The 17590-nt window shown below is 60.4% G+C and carries 16 protein-coding genes; 3 read left to right on the plus strand and 13 right to left on the minus strand.

Annotated elements, in window-relative coordinates; translation table 11 throughout:
* Positions 1 to 4: 4 nt before the first annotated feature.
* From ASD00_RS16950 to ASD00_RS16975, 6 genes are all read right to left on the minus strand, one after another.
* The gene (locus ASD00_RS16950; RefSeq protein ID WP_057207644.1) at positions 5 to 1123 is read right to left on the minus strand and encodes a mannonate dehydratase; all 1119 of its coding nucleotides are present in this window, start codon (positions 1121 to 1123) and stop codon (positions 5 to 7) included.
* Between the two features lie 20 nt (positions 1124 to 1143).
* Positions 1144 to 1929 (minus strand): SDR family oxidoreductase, encoded by a 786-nt coding sequence (locus ASD00_RS16955; RefSeq protein ID WP_057207645.1) that lies wholly within the window; start codon positions 1927 to 1929, stop codon positions 1144 to 1146.
* Between the two features lie 17 nt (positions 1930 to 1946).
* Positions 1947 to 2942 (minus strand): ABC transporter permease, encoded by a 996-nt coding sequence (locus ASD00_RS16960; protein ID WP_057207646.1) that lies wholly within the window; start codon positions 2940 to 2942, stop codon positions 1947 to 1949.
* Positions 2939 to 4474: a sugar ABC transporter ATP-binding protein gene (locus ASD00_RS16965; RefSeq protein ID WP_057207647.1), complete on the minus strand. Its 1536-nt coding sequence runs from the start codon at positions 4472 to 4474 to the stop codon at positions 2939 to 2941. The genes ASD00_RS16960 and ASD00_RS16965 overlap by 4 nt, the downstream gene beginning before the upstream one ends.
* A gap of 60 nt (positions 4475 to 4534) precedes the next feature.
* Positions 4535 to 5500: a substrate-binding domain-containing protein gene (locus ASD00_RS16970; RefSeq protein ID WP_025429553.1), complete on the minus strand. Its 966-nt coding sequence runs from the start codon at positions 5498 to 5500 to the stop codon at positions 4535 to 4537.
* Positions 5501 to 5596: 96 nt separating this feature from the next.
* Complete coding sequence (locus ASD00_RS16975) at positions 5597 to 6352, minus strand: FadR/GntR family transcriptional regulator (RefSeq protein ID WP_057207648.1); 756 nt, start codon at positions 6350 to 6352, stop codon at positions 5597 to 5599.
* A gap of 205 nt (positions 6353 to 6557) precedes the next feature.
* On the opposite strand from ASD00_RS16975, the gene uxuA reads away from it, so the two are divergent.
* The 3 genes from uxuA to ASD00_RS16990 all read left to right on the plus strand — a co-directional run bounded on the left by uxuA (position 6558) and on the right by ASD00_RS16990 (position 9801).
* Positions 6558 to 7763, plus strand: coding sequence for a mannonate dehydratase (uxuA, locus tag ASD00_RS16980; RefSeq protein WP_057207649.1), 1206 nt, complete (start codon positions 6558 to 6560; stop codon positions 7761 to 7763).
* Positions 7760 to 8452 carry an RraA family protein gene (locus tag ASD00_RS16985; protein WP_057207650.1) on the plus strand — a complete coding sequence of 231 codons (693 nt, stop codon included), beginning with the start codon at positions 7760 to 7762 and terminating at the stop codon, positions 8450 to 8452. The genes uxuA and ASD00_RS16985 overlap by 4 nt, the downstream gene beginning before the upstream one ends.
* A gap of 554 nt (positions 8453 to 9006) precedes the next feature.
* Entirely contained in the window at positions 9007 to 9801 is a 795-nt protein-coding gene (locus tag ASD00_RS16990; RefSeq protein ID WP_057207651.1) for a L,D-transpeptidase, read from the plus strand.
* Positions 9802 to 10186: 385 nt separating this feature from the next.
* On the opposite strand, the gene ASD00_RS16995 is transcribed toward ASD00_RS16990, so the two are convergent.
* The 7 genes from ASD00_RS16995 to ASD00_RS17030 form a co-directional block, all read right to left on the minus strand.
* Complete coding sequence (locus ASD00_RS16995) at positions 10187 to 12574, minus strand: hypothetical protein (protein WP_057207652.1); 2388 nt, start codon at positions 12572 to 12574, stop codon at positions 10187 to 10189.
* An 850-nt stretch (positions 12575 to 13424) separates the two neighbouring features.
* The gene (locus ASD00_RS17005) at positions 13425 to 14501 is read right to left on the minus strand and encodes an AI-2E family transporter (protein WP_057224345.1); all 1077 of its coding nucleotides are present in this window, start codon (positions 14499 to 14501) and stop codon (positions 13425 to 13427) included.
* Positions 14502 to 14604: 103 nt separating this feature from the next.
* A complete protein-coding gene (locus tag ASD00_RS17010; RefSeq protein WP_057207655.1) occupies positions 14605 to 15429 on the minus strand; it encodes an LssY C-terminal domain-containing protein in 825 nt (274 codons plus the stop codon).
* 31 nt (positions 15430 to 15460) lie between these two features.
* Positions 15461 to 15793, minus strand: coding sequence for a hypothetical protein (locus ASD00_RS17015; protein WP_156585642.1), 333 nt, complete (start codon positions 15791 to 15793; stop codon positions 15461 to 15463).
* Positions 15794 to 16023: 230 nt separating this feature from the next.
* Positions 16024 to 16389, minus strand: a 366-nt coding sequence (locus ASD00_RS17020) for an AraC family transcriptional regulator (protein WP_082571795.1), incomplete at its 5' end; no start/stop codon positions are given.
* Positions 16390 to 16514: 125 nt separating this feature from the next.
* Entirely contained in the window at positions 16515 to 17096 is a 582-nt protein-coding gene (locus ASD00_RS17025; RefSeq protein ID WP_025429587.1) for a TetR/AcrR family transcriptional regulator, read from the minus strand.
* Positions 17097 to 17099: 3 nt separating this feature from the next.
* Positions 17100 to 17573, minus strand: a complete 474-nt coding sequence (locus ASD00_RS17030) for a nuclear transport factor 2 family protein (RefSeq protein ID WP_082523610.1) — start codon at positions 17571 to 17573, stop codon at positions 17100 to 17102.
* Positions 17574 to 17590: the final 17 nt, after the last annotated feature.

Here is a 17590-nt window from a genome sequence, read left to right on the forward strand (position 1 = left end):
CCTCCTATTCAGCCGCGAGATCGTGGACAAGCGACCGCGACGGTCCGAGGGCATGGGCGTTCTGCACCAACGCGCGCATGTACCCAAGCGCAAAGGCCTTGCCCGCATGCCAAGAGGCAGCACAGGTCATTGCCGGCGTATGGTCGGGGATCATCACGCCCTGATAGTTTTCATCGCGCAGGATGCGCACGATTTCGGCCATGTCGATATCGCCTTCGTCGACGAAGGTTTCGACGTAGCGCGGCATCTTGCCCTTCACATTGCGGAAGTGGATGTAGCCGATGCGGCCCGAGCGCGCGAACCGGCGGACATGTTCGTAGATATCGCCGCCGGGCATTTCCTGAAGCGAGCCCAGGCACAACTCCAGCCCGTTCGACGGGGAATCGACGATCGACATCAACCGATCGTACTTTTCCGGCCGGTTGACGAGGCGCGCCGTGCCACGCAGCGCCTCGGCCGGCGGATCGTCGGGATGAGCACCGAGCATGACACCGGCTTCCTCGGCGACCGGAACCACATCCTTCAGAAAACGCGAGAGGCGATCCCAGATCTCGGCGTTGCTGACCGATACCGGTTTGGCGCCGGGCACACCGCGGCGATACCGCATGTTCCAGACCATGCCGTCGGGGATGGGCGCGTCCGGGTCGGGCACGGCGCCCGGCACATCTTCAACGCCGAAGCCGACGGATTCAGCACCGCCGCGGGCATAGGGGCCACGGGTCCAGCCGTAAACGCCGGCGAGCGAGAAATTGTAGCCGATGCAGGGAACGCCCGCGCGCCCGGCATCGCGGATCAGTTGCTTCAGCGCGTCGATCTGCGCATCGCGCTCCGGTCCGTCGAGCAGGATGTCGTGCCAGAAGCGTGGCGAAAAATTCTCGATGGCGGCAAGTTCGAGCCCGCCTGCCCGCACGTCCTGAACCAGAGCCGACAGCTCCTCATAGGTCCAAAGGCGGTCGGTGGAGCAATCGCCCCATCCGCCGTTGTCGCCGCTGTCGATCTTCGGATCCTTGCCGGCGAAATAGTTGGTCAGATGCGCGACGATGTGGGTCGCGCCGGACTGGAGCGCGAAGCGGTAGTTGTCGGGCGTGAGCTGTTCACGATAGAGGCCAAGGCCGATTTTCATCTTGTTCTTTCCCTGTGCGATTATTTCACGCCGATGCCGGCGGTGAGCCCGCCGTCGATGCGGAAGTCCGATCCGGTGATAAAACCGGCACGATCGGATGCGAGATAGGCGACGAGGTCCGCGACTTCCTCCGGCTCGCCGATGCGGCCGATCGGATGAGCGGCGCCGAAGCGGGCGAAGGCTTCCTCCTCGCTGACGCCCTCGCCGCCATAGGTGCGCGCGGCCAGCGACAGGAGCGGAGTGCGGACGGAACCGGGGCTGACTGAATTCACCCGCACCTTGAGGTCGGCATGATCGAGCGCCATCGCGCGGGTCAGCGCATGGATGGCGCCCTTGGTGGCGACATAGGCGGCGACATTCTGCTGACAGCTATGGCCCTGGACCGAGGAAATGTTGACGATCGCCCCACCGCCGCGCTTGGTCATCTCGGGGATGGCGAAGCGCCCCGTCAGGTAGATCGAACCGACATTGACGGACAAGCACCGGTTCCAAGTCTCGAAGCTGGTGTCGAGCACGGTGCCGAAGGGATGAAAGGCGGCGGCGTTGACGACGATATCAAGACCACCATGGCGCGACACAACCGCCGCGACGGCAGCCGCCACATCTGCCTCGACCGACACATCGACCAATCGTGAGGCCATTGCCAGGCCACGCTCCTGTGCGATCCGGTCGAACGTCTGGTTGGCCGCGGCATCGTTGCCGCAAGCCAAGACCTTGGCGCCGGCCGTGGCAAGCCTTATGGCCGATGCCAGCCCGATACCGGAGGTTCCGGTAACCAGCGCTACTTTTCCTGCAAATTCAGTCATGATCGGCTCCGAATTCCCTAACGCACACGTTCCAGGACTTGATTGAGAAGCACGGCGCCAAGGATGATCCCGCCACGCACGACGTACTGCCAGTACTCGCTGACGTTCATCAGGGTCATGCCGTTGGAGATGCAGCCAAGGAACAACACACCGATCAACGTTCCCCAGATGCGGCCCTTGCCGCCGAACAGCGAGGTGCCGCCGATGATGACGGCCGCAATTACGTCAAGCTCCATGCCGGTGGCGGTCGTGCCGGTACCGGCTCCGATCTGCGAGGCGATCAGCGTGCCCGAAATCGCCGTCAGTGCGCCGGTGAGGCCGAGCGTCAGCGCCTTGACCTTCCAGATGTCGATACCCGAGAGCCGAGCCGCCTCCATGTTGCCACCGACGGCATAAACCTCGCGGCCGAAGCTGGTGTATTTCATCAGGAAGTGCATGGCCGCGAAGGTGAGCACGAAAATATAGACCGGGAAGGGAATGCCGAAGAGGTAGCCGCCACCGAGGAAATCGAAGCCGGCCGGAAAGGTCGACAACGGAAAGCCGCCGGTAATCAGGTTCGCAACACCGCGAAGCGCGGCAAAGAGCGCGAGCGTGGTAATGAAAGTCGGGACGTTGAACCACTGCCGGAAGCGGCCGGTGAGGTAACCAAGCGAAAAGCCGACGGTAAGCGCTACGGCAAAGCCGAGGATAACGGCGTTCCAGCCGCCGATTGCGTCCGTGTAGGCGTCGGCGAACCAGGCAACGATGCATCCCGCCAGTGCGACCCCGGCGCCAACAGAAAGATCGATCTCGCCCGAAATGATCACGGCCGTCATGCCGAAGGCGATGATCCCCAGCATCGCCACGGTTCGCAGCACGTTGAGGATATTGGCGGTCGAGGCAAAGCCCGGCGCCATCAGGATGAGGAACAGGACCAGACCCGCGAGGATAATCTCCATCGGATAGGTCTTGAGGAGACGCAGCGAGACGTTCTGTCCGCCGCCTTCAGCTGTTTGTTGGCTGACAAGTGTCATTGGGAGGCCCCTTCCATGCATAGGCCGTAGAGTTGGGTAAGATCGGTCCTAGTGGGATCCACCTCCGCCACCACATTACCGTGGTGCATCACGAGAATGCGGTCTGCCACTTCGAGGACCTCCTCGAGTTCGGTCGAAACGAAGATGCTTGCCAGGCCGTCCGAGGCTTTGTGCCAGATGATGTCGAAGATCTGTCGCTTGGCCTGGACGTCGACGCCGCGGCTCGGCTCATCGAAGAACATCACCGAGGGAGCCCTGTTCAGCCACTTGCCGATCACCACCTTCTGCTGGTTGCCGCCCGACAGGGAAGACACCGGCAATTCCGGATCGCCGCACTTGATATGCAAATCGGCGATCTGCCGATCGACATGTGGCTGTTCGCGGCGACGGGAGATCAGTCCGTTTCGCGCAATGGGGCCGAGACTTGCCATGCAGAGATTGTCGGCCGTCGGCAGCGATTGCACGAGACCGACCTCCTTGCGGTTCTCCGGCGTATAGCCAAGACCGGCGGCGCGCATCTGGCGCGGCGTGGCGCCCGTCATCGATTGCCCGGCAAGGTGCACCGTGCCGGCATCGATGCGGTCGGCGCCAAAGATTGCGCGCATCAGCTCGGTCCGGCCCGAGCCCAGCAGGCCGGCGATCCCGAGTATCTCGCCGCGATAAAGGTCGAAGGAGACGTCGTTGAAGTGTCCTGCACGGGTCAGGCCGCGCACTTCGAGCAGCGGCTTGAGCCTGTCGATCACCTGGCGCGGCGGCCGTTTCGTGCGGGCGGCGTCGCCAAACATCATGCCGACGATCTCGGCGGGCGAGGTCACGGACATCTCGACGGCACCGATATAGTGGCCGTCGCGAATGACGGTGCAGGTGTCGGCGATCTCGAAAAGCTCGCTCATGCGGTGCGTGATGTAGATCATCGTCACGCCGCGTGCCCGCAATCGCTCGATCAGCGCGAAAAGCTGCTTGACCTCTTTCGAGGCGAGCGCCGATGTGGGTTCGTCGAGCAGCAGGATCGATGGGTTGAAGGACATCGCCTTGACGATCTCGACGACCTGCTGTTGCCCGACGCTGAGGCCCGAGACCGGCTGGCGGGAATCGATCGAGAGCCCCATGTCGGACAGAAGCTCGGTCGCGCGCTTGTGCAAACCCTTCCAATCGACGACACGCAAGCCCGCGCGCCTGGTGTGCGGCAGGCGACCGAGAAAAATGTTCTCGCCGACGGACAGTTCGGGAACGAGCGACAGTTCCTGATGCACCGTGACGATGCCAGCATCAAACGCGTCGTGCGGCGAAGTAAAGCTCTGGTCTCTTCCGTTGACGCTGATCGTACCCGACGTGGGTTCGGTCACGCCGGCAAGAAGCTTGATCAGCGTCGATTTACCCGAGCCATTCTTTCCCATCAGGGCATGAACCCGCCCTGGGGTAAAATCATGGGTAAACTCCGACAGGGCAACCGTCGGGCCGTAACGCTTTGTGACGGATCGGAACTCGAGCCGCCCTTGGGCGGTATCTGTCCGGGGCTGAGAGTAGGTCATCGGTGGTTCCCGGTTGGCGCAGAAAATGGTGGCAGGGCCGAGTGGCCCTGCCACGCAACCTTACTTCAGAGCCTTCAGGCCTTCCTTGTAGGCGGCGACCCCGTCGGCATTTGCGCGCGTCAAGGGAAGGACGGGAACATTGACCTTGGTCTCGAACGTCTTGCCTTCGAGCAGTTTCTGCGCTGCCTCGATCGCCTGCTTGCCGACCTCTAGAGGCTGCTGCGCCGTCGTTGCCTGGAGCACGTTGTCCTTGTCGAGAAGCATGTTGGCGAGCTGCTCGGAACCATCGGTGCCGAAAACGAACACTTTGCCCTCAAGCCCGGCCTTCTTCACCGCCTGGACCGCGCCGATCGTGCCGCCTTCGTTGGCGGCATAGATCACCTTGATATCCGGGTTGGCGGTCAGCATGTCGCTGGCAACGGCCAGCGCCTTCTCGGCCAGCCAGGCATCCTGTTGCGCGACGATCTCGACCTGGGAGGACACCACGTGAAGGAAGCCGTCGACGCGAGCGTTCGACTGCTCAGGCAACAGCGCCTTGAAAGCGAGTGTCCCGATCTTGACCTTCTCGCCATTCCCGAGGGTTTTCAGAAACGGAGCAGCCGCCTCGCCTGTGCCGATGCCGATATCGCGGTCTGAACTGGTCACCGTCGCCTGGGCAACGTCACCATTGGCAGACGTGCCGTAGGTGACCACGGTGATGCCGGCATCGCGTGCCTTCTTGAGCGCGGGAACCGAAGCGTCGGCCGACAGCGGCGCGACCACGATCGAGTTGACGCCGCGGGCGATATAGGTGTCGATCAGCTGCGCTTCCTTTTCGAGCTTGCTGTCGCTGTTTCCGGCGAGCAGTTCGTCGCCGGCGGCTTCCGCCGCCTTCTCCATCCCGATCTGGATGCCGCGGAAGTACTGGTCCTGCTGGAAGACGATGCCGGCGATGGCCTTGCCGTCGGCAAGAACCGCGCTCGGCGCGAAGCTGACACTTACCAGAAGTGTTGCGAGCGTCAGGACGTGGCGTTTTGTTTTGATCATACTGGGTCTCCTCCCCTAGGCCCTTGATCGTGTTGCCGGCCCCGCGGGCAAAGGGGCCGGTTCTGACTGAATGCGGAAGACGATGCCGCCGCAGCCTCAAGTCTTGGTCGCGGCGGACTGTCCACTGGTCGGCGCGCCGACGAATTTGAGGCCGAATTCGAGATGGCGGCTCATGAGATAGGCATAGGCAATTCGGTCGCGCGCCCTCAGCGCGCCGATGATTTCGGCATGGGCCTCGTAGGTCGCCGACTGGACCGGCCGCTCCGCCTTGCCGAGGCGCATGACTTCCTCGATGACGGTGCGCATCATCCGGTAGGCAGCAAGGGTCGTCCTGTTGCCTGAGAGTTCGACGATAGCCTCGTGGAATTCGTAATCGTAGCGGGCCGCCTCCTCGACGCTCTCAGCCGTCCGGATGCGAGCATTGGCCGCCTCCAGCCTGTCGAGGTCGGCTTCGCTTGCATGAAGAATGATGTGGTCGCCGACGCCGGTCTCGATGATGCGGCGGAAACCCTGCAGATCGCGGAAGGAATCGGGCGATATGCCGTTGTGAAAGGCAAAAAGCCTGCGGATCGCCTCGCCATGACCACCGCTGATGACGGCACCGACCTTCGGCCGCGTCTCGACCAGACCATAGGCTCGCAGGACCTGAAGCGCCTCGCGAACCGTATTCCGTCCGGCCTGAAACTGCTCACCAAGATCGCGCTCGGTCGGCAGCGCATCGCCAATCCCGAGGCCGCGTTCGGCGATCAGATCCCTGATCTGCTCGACGAGCCTATCGACCGCAGACGTCTTGCCGACCTCAGCTGGCTCGACACCTGTCGATTGCGCCGGTTTTGCCGAATTGTGCGCCACGTTCTCCTCCTGTGTGCGGTTCTATTTGTTGGTCCAGATTGAGTGACAAGTCAAGAGCTGCATCGGAATTTTTGCCGCCGTGCCGGAAAAACAACAATCTCAACGTATTTTCGCTTGAATTTGCGCCGACGCCGATCCTTAATGCGTCATCTGGTCCAACAATAGAGATCATCCCGAGATCGCAGGAGTTTAAGAGATGAGGCCGATGGAAGAGTGCTTTCGCTGGTATGGCCCGGATGACCCGGTGCCGCTCAGCCACATCCGGCAGGCAGGGGCGACGGGCATCGTCTCAGCGCTTCATGACGTCTATGACGGCTCGCCCTGGTCCGACGATCAGATCCTGAAGCACAAGGCGTTGATCGAGGCGGCAGGCCTGCGCTGGAGCGTGGTCGAGAGCATTCCGGTGCACAATTCGATCAAGCTGGCATCGTCAGACAGCGCACGCTACATCGGCTGGTACAAGGACACGATGCGCGCGCTGGCGCGCTGCGGCATTGGCACGGTCTGCTACAATTTCATGCCGGTGGTCGACTGGACCCGCACCGAACTCATGCATCCGCTGCCGACCGGCGGATATGCGCTGCGCTTCGATGCTATCGATTTCGCCGCCTACGATCTCTTTGTGCTGAAACGGCCACGTGTCGAGCAGAGCTATTCGCCCGCCCAGATCGAAACGGCGGAGGCGCGGCTTACCGCGATGGATCCAGCAAAGATCGACCGTATCGAACGCAATCTGATTGCCGGCCTGCCGGCATCGGAGCGTAAGTTTGATCGCGCCGGCTTTCTTGGAGCGCTCGCGGAGTACGATGGCATCAGCGCCGAGGACCTGCATGAAAACCTCGCACGCTTCCTGCGTGAGATCGTGCCGGTCGCCGAGGAGGTCGGGGTGAAGCTCTGCATTCATCCTGATGATCCGGCCTGCCCGCTCTACGGCTTGCCGAGGATCGTATCCACTGCGGATGACGTGCGCCGCATCCTGGCAGCCGCCGACAGTCCCGCCAATGGCCTGACCTTCTGCACCGGATCCTACGGCACCCGCGCCGAAAACGACCTGCCGGCCATGGTGCGTGAGTTCGGCTCCCGCATCCATTTCGCCCATCTGCGCAACGTTCAGCGCGAAGCTGACGGGTCGTTTCATGAAGCCGACCATCTTGGTGGCTCGAGCGATATTCCGGCCGTCATTCTCGCCCTTCTCGAGGAGCAAGAGCGCCGGCGTGCCGAGGGGCGCGACGACTGGCAGATCCCCGTTCGTCCAGACCATGGGCATCTCCTTGCCGACGACATTGGCAAGGAACGGATCAATCCCGGCTACTCGCTCATCGGCCGACTGAAGGGGCTCGCCGAGATCCGCGGCGTGATGCACGGCATTTCAGCGGTCAAGGCCGCAAGGAACAAACAGGTGACACTATGAAGATTTTTGAAGACGATGCCGACTTGTTCACGGCGATGCGAAGCCGGCTCTTCACCGCCGTTGTCGGCGATATTCTGGACACGATGGGGCTACAGCATCAGTTCCTGCCGCCGAAGATCCGGGCCCTGCGCGACGACATGGTGACAGTCGGGCGCGCCATGCCGGTGCTTGAGGCGGATTTCTTTGCGACCGCGGGAGCCGGCGGCCACGCCGAGATCAGCTCCAAGCCCTTCGGCCTGATGTTCCATGCGCTCGACAGCCTGAAACCCAACGAAATCTACGTATGTTCAGGCGCCTCGCCGCGCTACGCCGTCTGGGGCGAGTTGATGTCGACACGCGCGATCCAGCTGAAAGCCGCAGGTGCGATCTGCGACGGATACTGCCGAGACAGCAGCGGCATCCTGGCCCTCGATTTCCCGACCTTCTGCTACGGATCCTATGCTCAGGATCAGGGACCGCGCGGCAAGGTCGTCGACTATGCGGTTCCGATCGAGATCGGCGGCATCCGCATTCGGCCCGGCGACATGCTGTTCGGCGACCGCGACGGCGTTCTGGTCATTCCGCGCGAGGCGGAACGGGAAGCGATCGCGCTGGCGTTCGAAAAGGCAGAAACTGAAAACAAGGTTCGCCTTGCCATCGAGGCCGGCATGTCCACGGTCGAGGCATTCGAACGCTTCGGCGTCATGTAGTCGCTCAGTGGCGGGACGGCGTCTTCATCGTCCTTGCGAGCGATAAATCTATGGCACGAACGCGTCTATCTCTCTGCGAGGTGACGCCCGTTGGGTTGGGCGCGCCGTGGATTGCGGCGCGGCTGGATGTCGGTTGCAAACACCCGATCCCAGGGGCCGGAGGTCACGCCGAAGTTGCCTTCCGGCGTCACGTGGTGGTGCAGCGCATGGCGTCGCTTGAGCGCGAACACAGCGATCCTTGGCGTCCCGGTCGATAATGCACGAGATGATGAACCGTGGCAGAGCAGAGATAACCGAACAGGAATCCCGCGCTGAGGCTGCAAGCAATGCCGGGTCGCCGATCCACCACAACGGAGACATCAACAGAACGAGATATGCGGGCACACTGACAAATGTCGCCGACATCGTCACCACCGGTGCACGAGCGGCATGTCGAACGCGCCGAAGGGTGGGGCACGGCCGGCAATGGTTTCACGCTTTCTTAACCACGAATTGTGAAAATGCGGCCCATCCGGTGGGCATGATGCCGACCGTTCGTTTGGGGTAATGAGTGCATGCGTAAGCCGCAAGATCAGGCGCTGTCCTCCGGCGCCACCAAACCGGAGTCCGGCTACTTCGTCTCCCGCCGCGCCGTGCTTTCGGGCCTCGGTGTCCTGACACTGCTTGGCGCCTCCGGCTGCTCGCAGACGCTCGAATTCCCGGAGCTGGGATCAATCGAGCCGTCGGGTGGTATGCCGCCCGGGGGCGTTGACCGCATGCCGACCGGTTCGATCCCACCGCTCAGCGTCGACAGCAACATCACCGATAACGGCACGATGTATGCCTCGCTGATCGACAATGGCCTCGTGATCCCGGCAGTTCCATTCCAGAAGATCAGGCCGGAATTCCGCCGTCAGATCGTTATCGATCCGACCGGCGAGGCGCCGGGCACGATTGTGGTGCGGCTCAACGAGCGGCATCTCTATTGGGTGCAGGAAGGCGGCGAAGCGATCCGTTACGGCGTCGGCATCGGCAAGGCCGGCTTCGAATGGAGCGGCCGCGCCGAGATCCAGTACACCAAGGAATGGCCGACCTGGACGCCGCCCAAAGAGATGATCGCGCGCAAGCCGGAGCTGGTGAAATGGACGGGCGGTCAGCCGGGTGGCCTCGACAACCCGCTCGGCGCCCGCGCACACTATATCTACAAGGACAGCCACGACACTGGCTATCGCGTGCACGGCTCACCCGAATGGTGGACCATCGGCACTCAGGCATCTTCCGGTTGCGTGCGCATGATCAACCAGGACGTCATCGACCTCTACAACCGGGTCAAGGCGTCGCCGACCAAAGTTCCGATTGTGGTGGCGTGAAAGGCGCTTCGCACCGAGCGAGTAGGGAATCGAGAAGAGCCACGACAGTCCCTACCAAAAAAAATTCAGTCGTTCAATCCTGCCGCACCCGTCTGCCCTTCGCGACAAGCTCTCTGACCGCGATCTTTAGAGGGAGGCGTGCCGGATCTCTCCTAGTGTCTGAGGACGCAACGCCTCTTGAGCCGCAAGAGCGAGGGGTCAAGCGTCGGTCCGTTGCAGGCGCGATGTCAGCCAACAACATGTTAGCCCAACGCGGTAATCCGATGCGCCCCGCCGAAAGCAGTGCTGCCGGGAAAACGAGATACATAGGCATGGGTTTAGATCCCATACGCAACAAGATGCAACGCCGACGTCAAACGACTGCCGGCGCTGCGTTGACGAGGATCTATTCGGCCTTTGCCTCGATATCGAGCCGCTCCAGGAAACCTGCCGGATCGTCGGAGGCTGTCATCAGTTCAATCGCACCAATGCCTGCGGCGTCCTTCGATTTGACAGACAGGGTGAATGTCCCCGCTCTTCCCAGGAAAGTTGAGGCTGCCCCGGCGACACTTTGAAGCTTCGGCTGATCGGCCACGAACTGCTGCAGCATGGTGGATCCGACCAGCACCAGCATGCCGCGCGCCTGCTCCGCCGTCATGTCGTTTTGCCGGGCATACAAAGTCAGCGCCTTGTCGAAGAGCCCTTTGTCCTCGATCCGGAGCTTCAATTCCCGTGCAGTAACGCCGAGTGCTGCGGTTTGCATGCGTATCGTGTCAGCAGAAAACAAATCGTTTGAGACGCCGGCCAAGACACCAGACAGCGAAACACTGCCCATCCCCTCTCCCCCAAGGGAGATATCCTTGATGACGAAGCTTTTGCCCGCTTCGTCCCAATGTCCCTCAACCCCAGCCGACAAGGTGAGTTTGTCGTAGCCGAGCTTTCGCAAATGCTCAAACGCCTCGTCCTTGGCGTCTGCTGGCATCGGGACACTCAAGTCCTCGTATACAATACGAATATCGGTAGGGATGCCATTGTACGGTTTACTGAGCGCCGCTTCATAGGATTTCAGCGAAAATTTCACGCGCTGCGGCACGAGCGATGCGATGTCGGTCGACATTGTTTCAGAGGCTTGGACTTCGCCTGCATCATCGTTGAGCGCAGTCTGAGGAAGGGCATCGTCACCGGCACCATCCACAGCGTCAGGATCACTCGCTTGATCGGAAGCAGCATCTGCAATTTCAGCGGCAGCCACATCTGCCGCAGCGTCCGCGCCATCGTCGATGGCCGAACCGTCCTTGTCCGCGTCAACCGGCGCCGCTGAGACTTCGGGCCCGGCGTCCGCGCCCTCAACGGCGACATCGCTGTTTCGGCTGCTATCGCTGGGATCGGGCGCGTCGATTGCCGGTGCAGCGGTTGCTTCATCCTCAGACGTCGTCTCGCTCGGCGCCGCAGCCTCGTCATCGACCGCTGCGATCTCGTCAACGTCGGCCGATCCGCTCGGCAGATCGACATCCAGACCGGCAAGCCGGAATGTCCCGAACTCGGGCAGCAATGCGGAATAGGCAAATTCTTGAGCCTGATCATCGTTCAAAACAAGGAGTTGTTTCAATCCCTCCATTGTCGGGTGCCAGGAAAAACCGCTGACGCTGGCTTCAGCGAGCCGGAAATGATCATCGCCTTCTTCCATCGAGATCCCGTTGAGGCTCGCGTTCACTTCGCGACCGTTCAGGTGAAGTGACGTGCGTTCGACATCGAGGTCGATCTGCTTGCCACTGTCTTTGCCCGGGACTTTGACCTTGAGCCCCAGCAATTGGATATCGCCCGGGCCAATCATATCGGGCAGGGAGAGAACTTTCATGTAAAAGGCGTTTCGTTCGGCAGCAGGCAATTCGTCGGGGTTTTTGACCGAACGCAGCATGTCCAGCGTGTCCAAAAGCGGCTCAGCCGGCATACGAATGCTAAGACCATTGCTGCGCAACTCATCATATTGGAAGCTGCCCTCGCCTATTGTCTGAGTGACATCCTTGATCGACAAGGGGCCGTAAAGCGCCTTGGCCTGCTTGTCCTGTGGCCCGGCCGCTTGCGTGTACAAACGTGCGGCATAGCCCACGTCAAGGTCCTTACCGGTCATCGCCCCAAATGAGCCGTTGATGCGCGCGTTTTTCGTCTTCCCGTCTTCAGTCGCCTCAGCCACATGCATGTCCAGGCTGGCATTGGACGAGCTGTAGCGTGCTACGCGGCCATCCCTGATATCCTCGAGCGCGATGTTTCTGTAGACGATCCTGTCTTCATTCCCCTCGACGATTTTGGTCATCGCGACCTCCGGCACGAAGATGCGATTGGCCTGGAAGCGCTGGATACGCTCCGGCAATGACAGGCTGCTCTTGTTTGCGAAGATCTCGGCGACCGTCTGACGGTCGAAATTTGGCTGCTCGACACTCGCGCGCGGCACAGCGATTTTGTAGCCCGCAAGCTCGGCGCTCAGGTTGGCGATCTCGAGCTCCGCATTCAGGAAGAGAAATTTTGGGCGACCGTCGATGCCGGCGATCTTTGCGCTAAGGCCGTCCTTTAGCGGCAGCATCACGTCACGCAGATGAAATCGGCCGAGATAATCCACATGGACGGAGCCGACTGTTCCCCCGCGCGCTGTGATATGCTTCTCGACGCCGCGCTCCAGTGTGATCTTGTAACCCGTCGCCCCGGCAGCCAGCACCGCCACAAACGCGGCGCTCAACCACAGCGCCTTGCGCCGACCTTTTCCTGTGACCGATTTTACCTGTTCCAAATCATCCATCCTTTCACCGTCTCCCTGTGTGACGGCGACTTTGCGACCGAAATCACGACGGTCCATTGCAATCACTGCGAAACGATTGCCTTTCGAGACCGTCCCGAAATGTTTCGTTGAAACCGCTGCAACCGCGACGTCGCCTAGATGCGCGCTAGGCCACTAACCGGAATGAAGGCAGATGAACTGGCAATCATGCTACGGCGCCCGTCGACCAGTCCAACAGGCGTAGCGACCAGCGAGAGTGAAGTTCCTCTAAGTCGGTCTTGGCGCTCTGCCTATCTTCAAGGGGCACATCGTCGATTGATGTTTTGAGTGCCCGGCTGAAGACAGTTTCGACTAGCGCAATAATGCAGCCGGAGATTGCCATCAAGACCATTAACTTCCCCAGATCGCCGTGAGGGGCAGGTTTCTTTGAGCATTGACCCGGATGTGCCGTTCATGAGCCCACGCACAAGCTGCCGCATCGTCGGGCCTGGAGTAACATCTGCCATGCGGGTCAGGCCGAGATTGATGCCATCGGCAAGATGGCGGTGAGCAGCGCAAGCCTGTTGTCGGGCGGATCGGCCCGTGCGCAGGTGGGTGAACGCGTTCGCGATCGTGCTAACCTATGTTGGCCCCGCAGCTGATCCCGAGATCGCAGTGCGTGTCAGGCGACACTCTTTGAAGGCGAGTGGAAGATCTTTGGCTTGATATGCTGCGATCCCTGCACTGAAATCGGCAACTGCTTTTGGATCGTCCTCGGCTTGGGACAGACTCTCTGAATGATTTCATGGTGACCCGACCTGATGGGTGAGGGCGTGGCGCTGCTCGCTCTTGTTAAGGCTGGCCTAAAAGCGTCGCCGGCGTGATGGGTTCACTATTCAGTACCTGGACTGTTCAAAACGTTGTGACCTGCGCTTGCTAGTGATTTCCGTCTCGCGAAGCGCAGGACCACACCCAGCGAAGCTGCAATAGGTATCGCCAGCAAGACACCGATGAAGCCGAATAACCACCCGAAGGCGAATAGCGCAAACATCATCCAGACTGGATTGAGGTTGACGCGCCGGCCGATGAGGCGCGGGGACAGAACATAGTCGGCAAGCATTTCACCGACAATGAAGATGCCCCCCACAACAGCGACAGGTGCCCAATTGGGCCAGAACTGGTCCACCGCAACGCATACCGATATCAAGATACCGGTGGCTGCCCCAAGGTAGGGAACGAAACTGATGAGGCCTGCAGCTATACCAATCAAAATGGCATGGTTGAGTCCGGTCAGCTTCAACGCTGCCGTATAAAGAACGGCAAGAATGAGACAGATGGCAACCTGACCGCGCACGAACCCGGCAACAGTATCGTGGATTTCGCGCCCGAGCGCCCGACCATCATCGCGGTACTCCGGAGCAAGCCAGCCATCAATTGTCGCAATCATTCGGTGCCAGTCAATGGCGAGATAGATGGCGATGATTGGAGTGACAACGAGGAGCGAAAGAAGGGAAATCAATGCTCGTCCGCTCGACCACAGCGAACTGAGGAAACCGTCGAGCCATTTGCTGCCCATCGCCCTCACGACGTCGACGGAAGATTGCTCGATGTGAAGATTCTCACCCATGATGTCATGCATCCAGCGGCCGCTTGCTTCGGTCATAAGGGATTGCAGACGCGTGATGTAGCGGGGAAATTCATCAATAAAAAATCTCAGCTCACCAATGATAACCGGGAACATAACCAGCATGACCGCGATAATACCCACGATCAGCGGCAAGATGACGGCTAGTGCTGCAAAACTTCGATTGATCCCGAACCGCTCTAACCTGTCGACTGCGGGAACGAGAAGATAGGCGAGCAATGCGCCAACAACAAATGGCAGCAGGATTTCGCGCAAAAGCACTAGCGCAACCAAGGCGACTGCGGAAACCGCAATCCAGAATGTAGCTGGTTGCACAATTCTCATGGGACCCCTGCGCAGTCTTGTTTCGAGTTCTGCCGGACTTTGCTGATCTCAGCGCATCGATCCTCGGATCCAAGGAGGGTAGAGCAGGTAAGGATCCTCCTTGTCAATTATCCATCAAGCTGGCGAAGGCGATCTCACCATCGGTAATGTAATGGTTGACCTTTCCGGTCTGTAGACGTGAGCCGGATTGATGCAAGACGACATCCCCGATCACCCGCTTTGACTTCAACTGGGTGACTATGTGATCTCGTTCAACATTCGTATCTGAATCGGTAGCGTGTGTCACTTGGAGCGTCAGTTTGGTCAGCGATAATCCAGTATCTCTGGTGCCCGCCCCAACCCACAAGACGCGCTGATCAGTCGATGGCCTATCCGTATTCAGCCAGAAGCTTGCTGCTGTGATATCGTCGCCCGTATGGGCGGTGCTCAGCGCCCAGAAGCGGATATGGTGGCGCTTGCGCGGACTGTTGTCGATGGGCTGCTGGAAACCTATGTCCTGCTTTCGTCCGAAGAGATAGAGCGTGCTGAAAGGAGCCGTCGGGTACGGAGTGTTGAGCAGAAACGCTCGTACCATTCGCCACGAGCTTGCAACCCCCAAACTGTCGGCTGTTGACCAGCCCGCTGTTGCAAACGCATCGCAAAGTTGTTGAAGAGTGCCTATCAGCACGAGATTCACTGGATCGCCGGGCAAGCCGTCGCCAGTGATGGTGTATCTAGGGATGAGTCTCCGGTGGAGAATCTTTAAGCCCATTCGGACCACGTTTGGCAAAATGACGTAGGCAGCAAGCCCATAGGTAAGACCTACCGCCAGGATCCAGGGAAGTCTGTGGTCCGCAGTGTCAAAAACGACAAAGACGATCAGCCAAACGCTAACTGCCCCCAGACAGAAGATGAGAAACCTTTGGAAAAGGCGCGTAAGCATTCTCAAAATTTCTTATCCCGTGCAGGACCTTGGTTCGCTATCGACTTCGCTGCTCGTACCTTGTCCCGCCGGCCGAACAGAGACGCTGTAGGCTAAGTTCTACGCCACATGTCGTCGAAACGATATTGTTCTTTGGGGAAGCGCGAATCTCGTTGAGCGAGGATGCACCGCCCGGCAGCGTCGAGCCGCCGCCGGTCTGGGCCTGAGCAACCTCGAACCGTTGCGGGGCCGGATCGCTGATCCGGCCCGTCGTCGATCCGGCCTGCGTTGGATTGGAGACCGCAACGCCCGGCTCGGCATAGAGCGCCACGCCCGCGCCGAGCAGGAGTGTTGCGACCGTGGAGAGGCCGAAGATTCGTTTCTGGCTCATCATGCGAGCACCTATCGTTCGTTACCGCGCTGCGCGTTGAGGTCGAGCAGAGCCTGGAAGCTCTGCAAGGAAGCGAGATGTTTAGTCCCGGCATTTGATGGAGCAAAGCGCTCGCTGACGTCTGCTCGAGGTTCATGGAATGAGCCGTCACAGCAGATCTTGTCGCAGCGCGAGAGCTGATGTCGAGACTGGAGCAGCGATAACCGGAGCGCAGTTCGTATGTGTGCCACTTACTGAGACATCCGCCATACAACTTCGGACGGCTCGCCGATGCAAGCGCTGCAACGCCGCCAGCGTGCGGGTGGATGCCCCGTTTGACGTCGGAACACTGTGATAAAATGGGTCTGTGAACGAAAGCCGACATCAATCGCAATTTCGTCGATGCTCAGGTCGTCGCTCAACAATTTCGTTTTCGCGCGCTCTATTCGACGGTCGCGCAGATAGGCATGCGGGCTCCGGCCTGTCGCGAACCGGAAGCCGGCAGCGAAATGCATGGGGCTGAGGCCCGCGGCGCGCGCGATGTCTACGAGTTGAAGCGGGGTCGCTAGGTTCATTTCGATGAACTCTACGGCGCGCTTGAGCCGCCATGGTGCGAGNCTGAGGCCCGCGGCGCGCGCGATGTCTACGAGTTGAAGCGGGGTCGCTAGGTTCATTTCGATGAACTCTACGGCGCGCTTGAGCCGCCATGGTGCGAGCACGACGGAGTTTGTTTTGCGATCCCTCATCTTTGCTCGTCTCCACCGGTCGCCGCAATAAGCCGGGACTGGATTCGCTCTAGGGTTCGTTCGAAGACTTCCGGTTCGTCGAGCGCCCTGGCGAGCACCAAGGCCCCCTGGACGGCAACTACTGTCTCCTCGGCAAGCGCAAGGGCGTCACGTTCAGGGCATCCGGCCCTCTCAAGAGCAGAGGCGAGCGCACCACGCCACTCGGCAAAGTAATCCCTGACCCGATCGCTGAAGCGGTTCCGGACGTTGTCCAGTGCAAACGCGCCAATGAGGCATACACGGCGGCCGGAGCGAAAGTAGCCGGCAACCGAGCTACACATGCTGGTGATTGCGGAACGCGGATCGTCCGCGCTCCTTAGCGGCTCGAAGACCTGCGTCGCGAACCATTCGTCGATCTCGCCGAGCACGGCTGCGGCCATCTCTTCCTTCCCGCCGGGAAAGAAGTGATAAAGGCTTCCCTTTCCGAGGCCGGTCTTTTCGGTGATGGTCGATAGGCTTGCACCGTCGAAGCCATACTCCCGAAAGATCTCGGCGAGGGATGGGATTACGTCCGAGCGCTCGGCGACGATCTTTGGCATGTGCTACAGTCCCAATTCGGAAAGTCCCGGGTGGTCCGCTGGCCTGGGCCCAGACCGATCCCAGAAGAATTTGCGTTCAGATTCTTCGATCGGCAGATCATTGATGCAGGCATAACGGTGGTGCATCAGCCCGTTTTCGTCGAACTCCCAGTTTTCGTTGCCGTATGCCCGGTACCAGTTCCCGGAGTCGTCGCGGTACTCRTAGGCGAAGCGCACCCCGATGCGGTCGCCGTCATGAGCCCACAGCTCCTTGATCAGCCGGTATTCGAGTTCTTTTGTCCACTTCCTCGCCAGGAACTCGACGATACGTTCGCGTCCTTGGACAAATTCCGCGCGGTTACGCCAATAGCTGTCGACGCTGTAGGCGAGGGACACGCGGTGCGGATCGCAACTGTTCCATCCGTCCTCTGCAGCTCGGACTTTGGCCGCTGCCGATTCGCGGGTGAAAGGGGGCAGTGGTGGGCGTTGTTCAGTCATGGTCATGATCTCCAGAT

The organism is Ensifer sp. Root31 (genome assembly GCF_001424825.1).
Lineage (GTDB): Bacteria > Pseudomonadota > Alphaproteobacteria > Rhizobiales > Rhizobiaceae > Ensifer > Ensifer canadensis.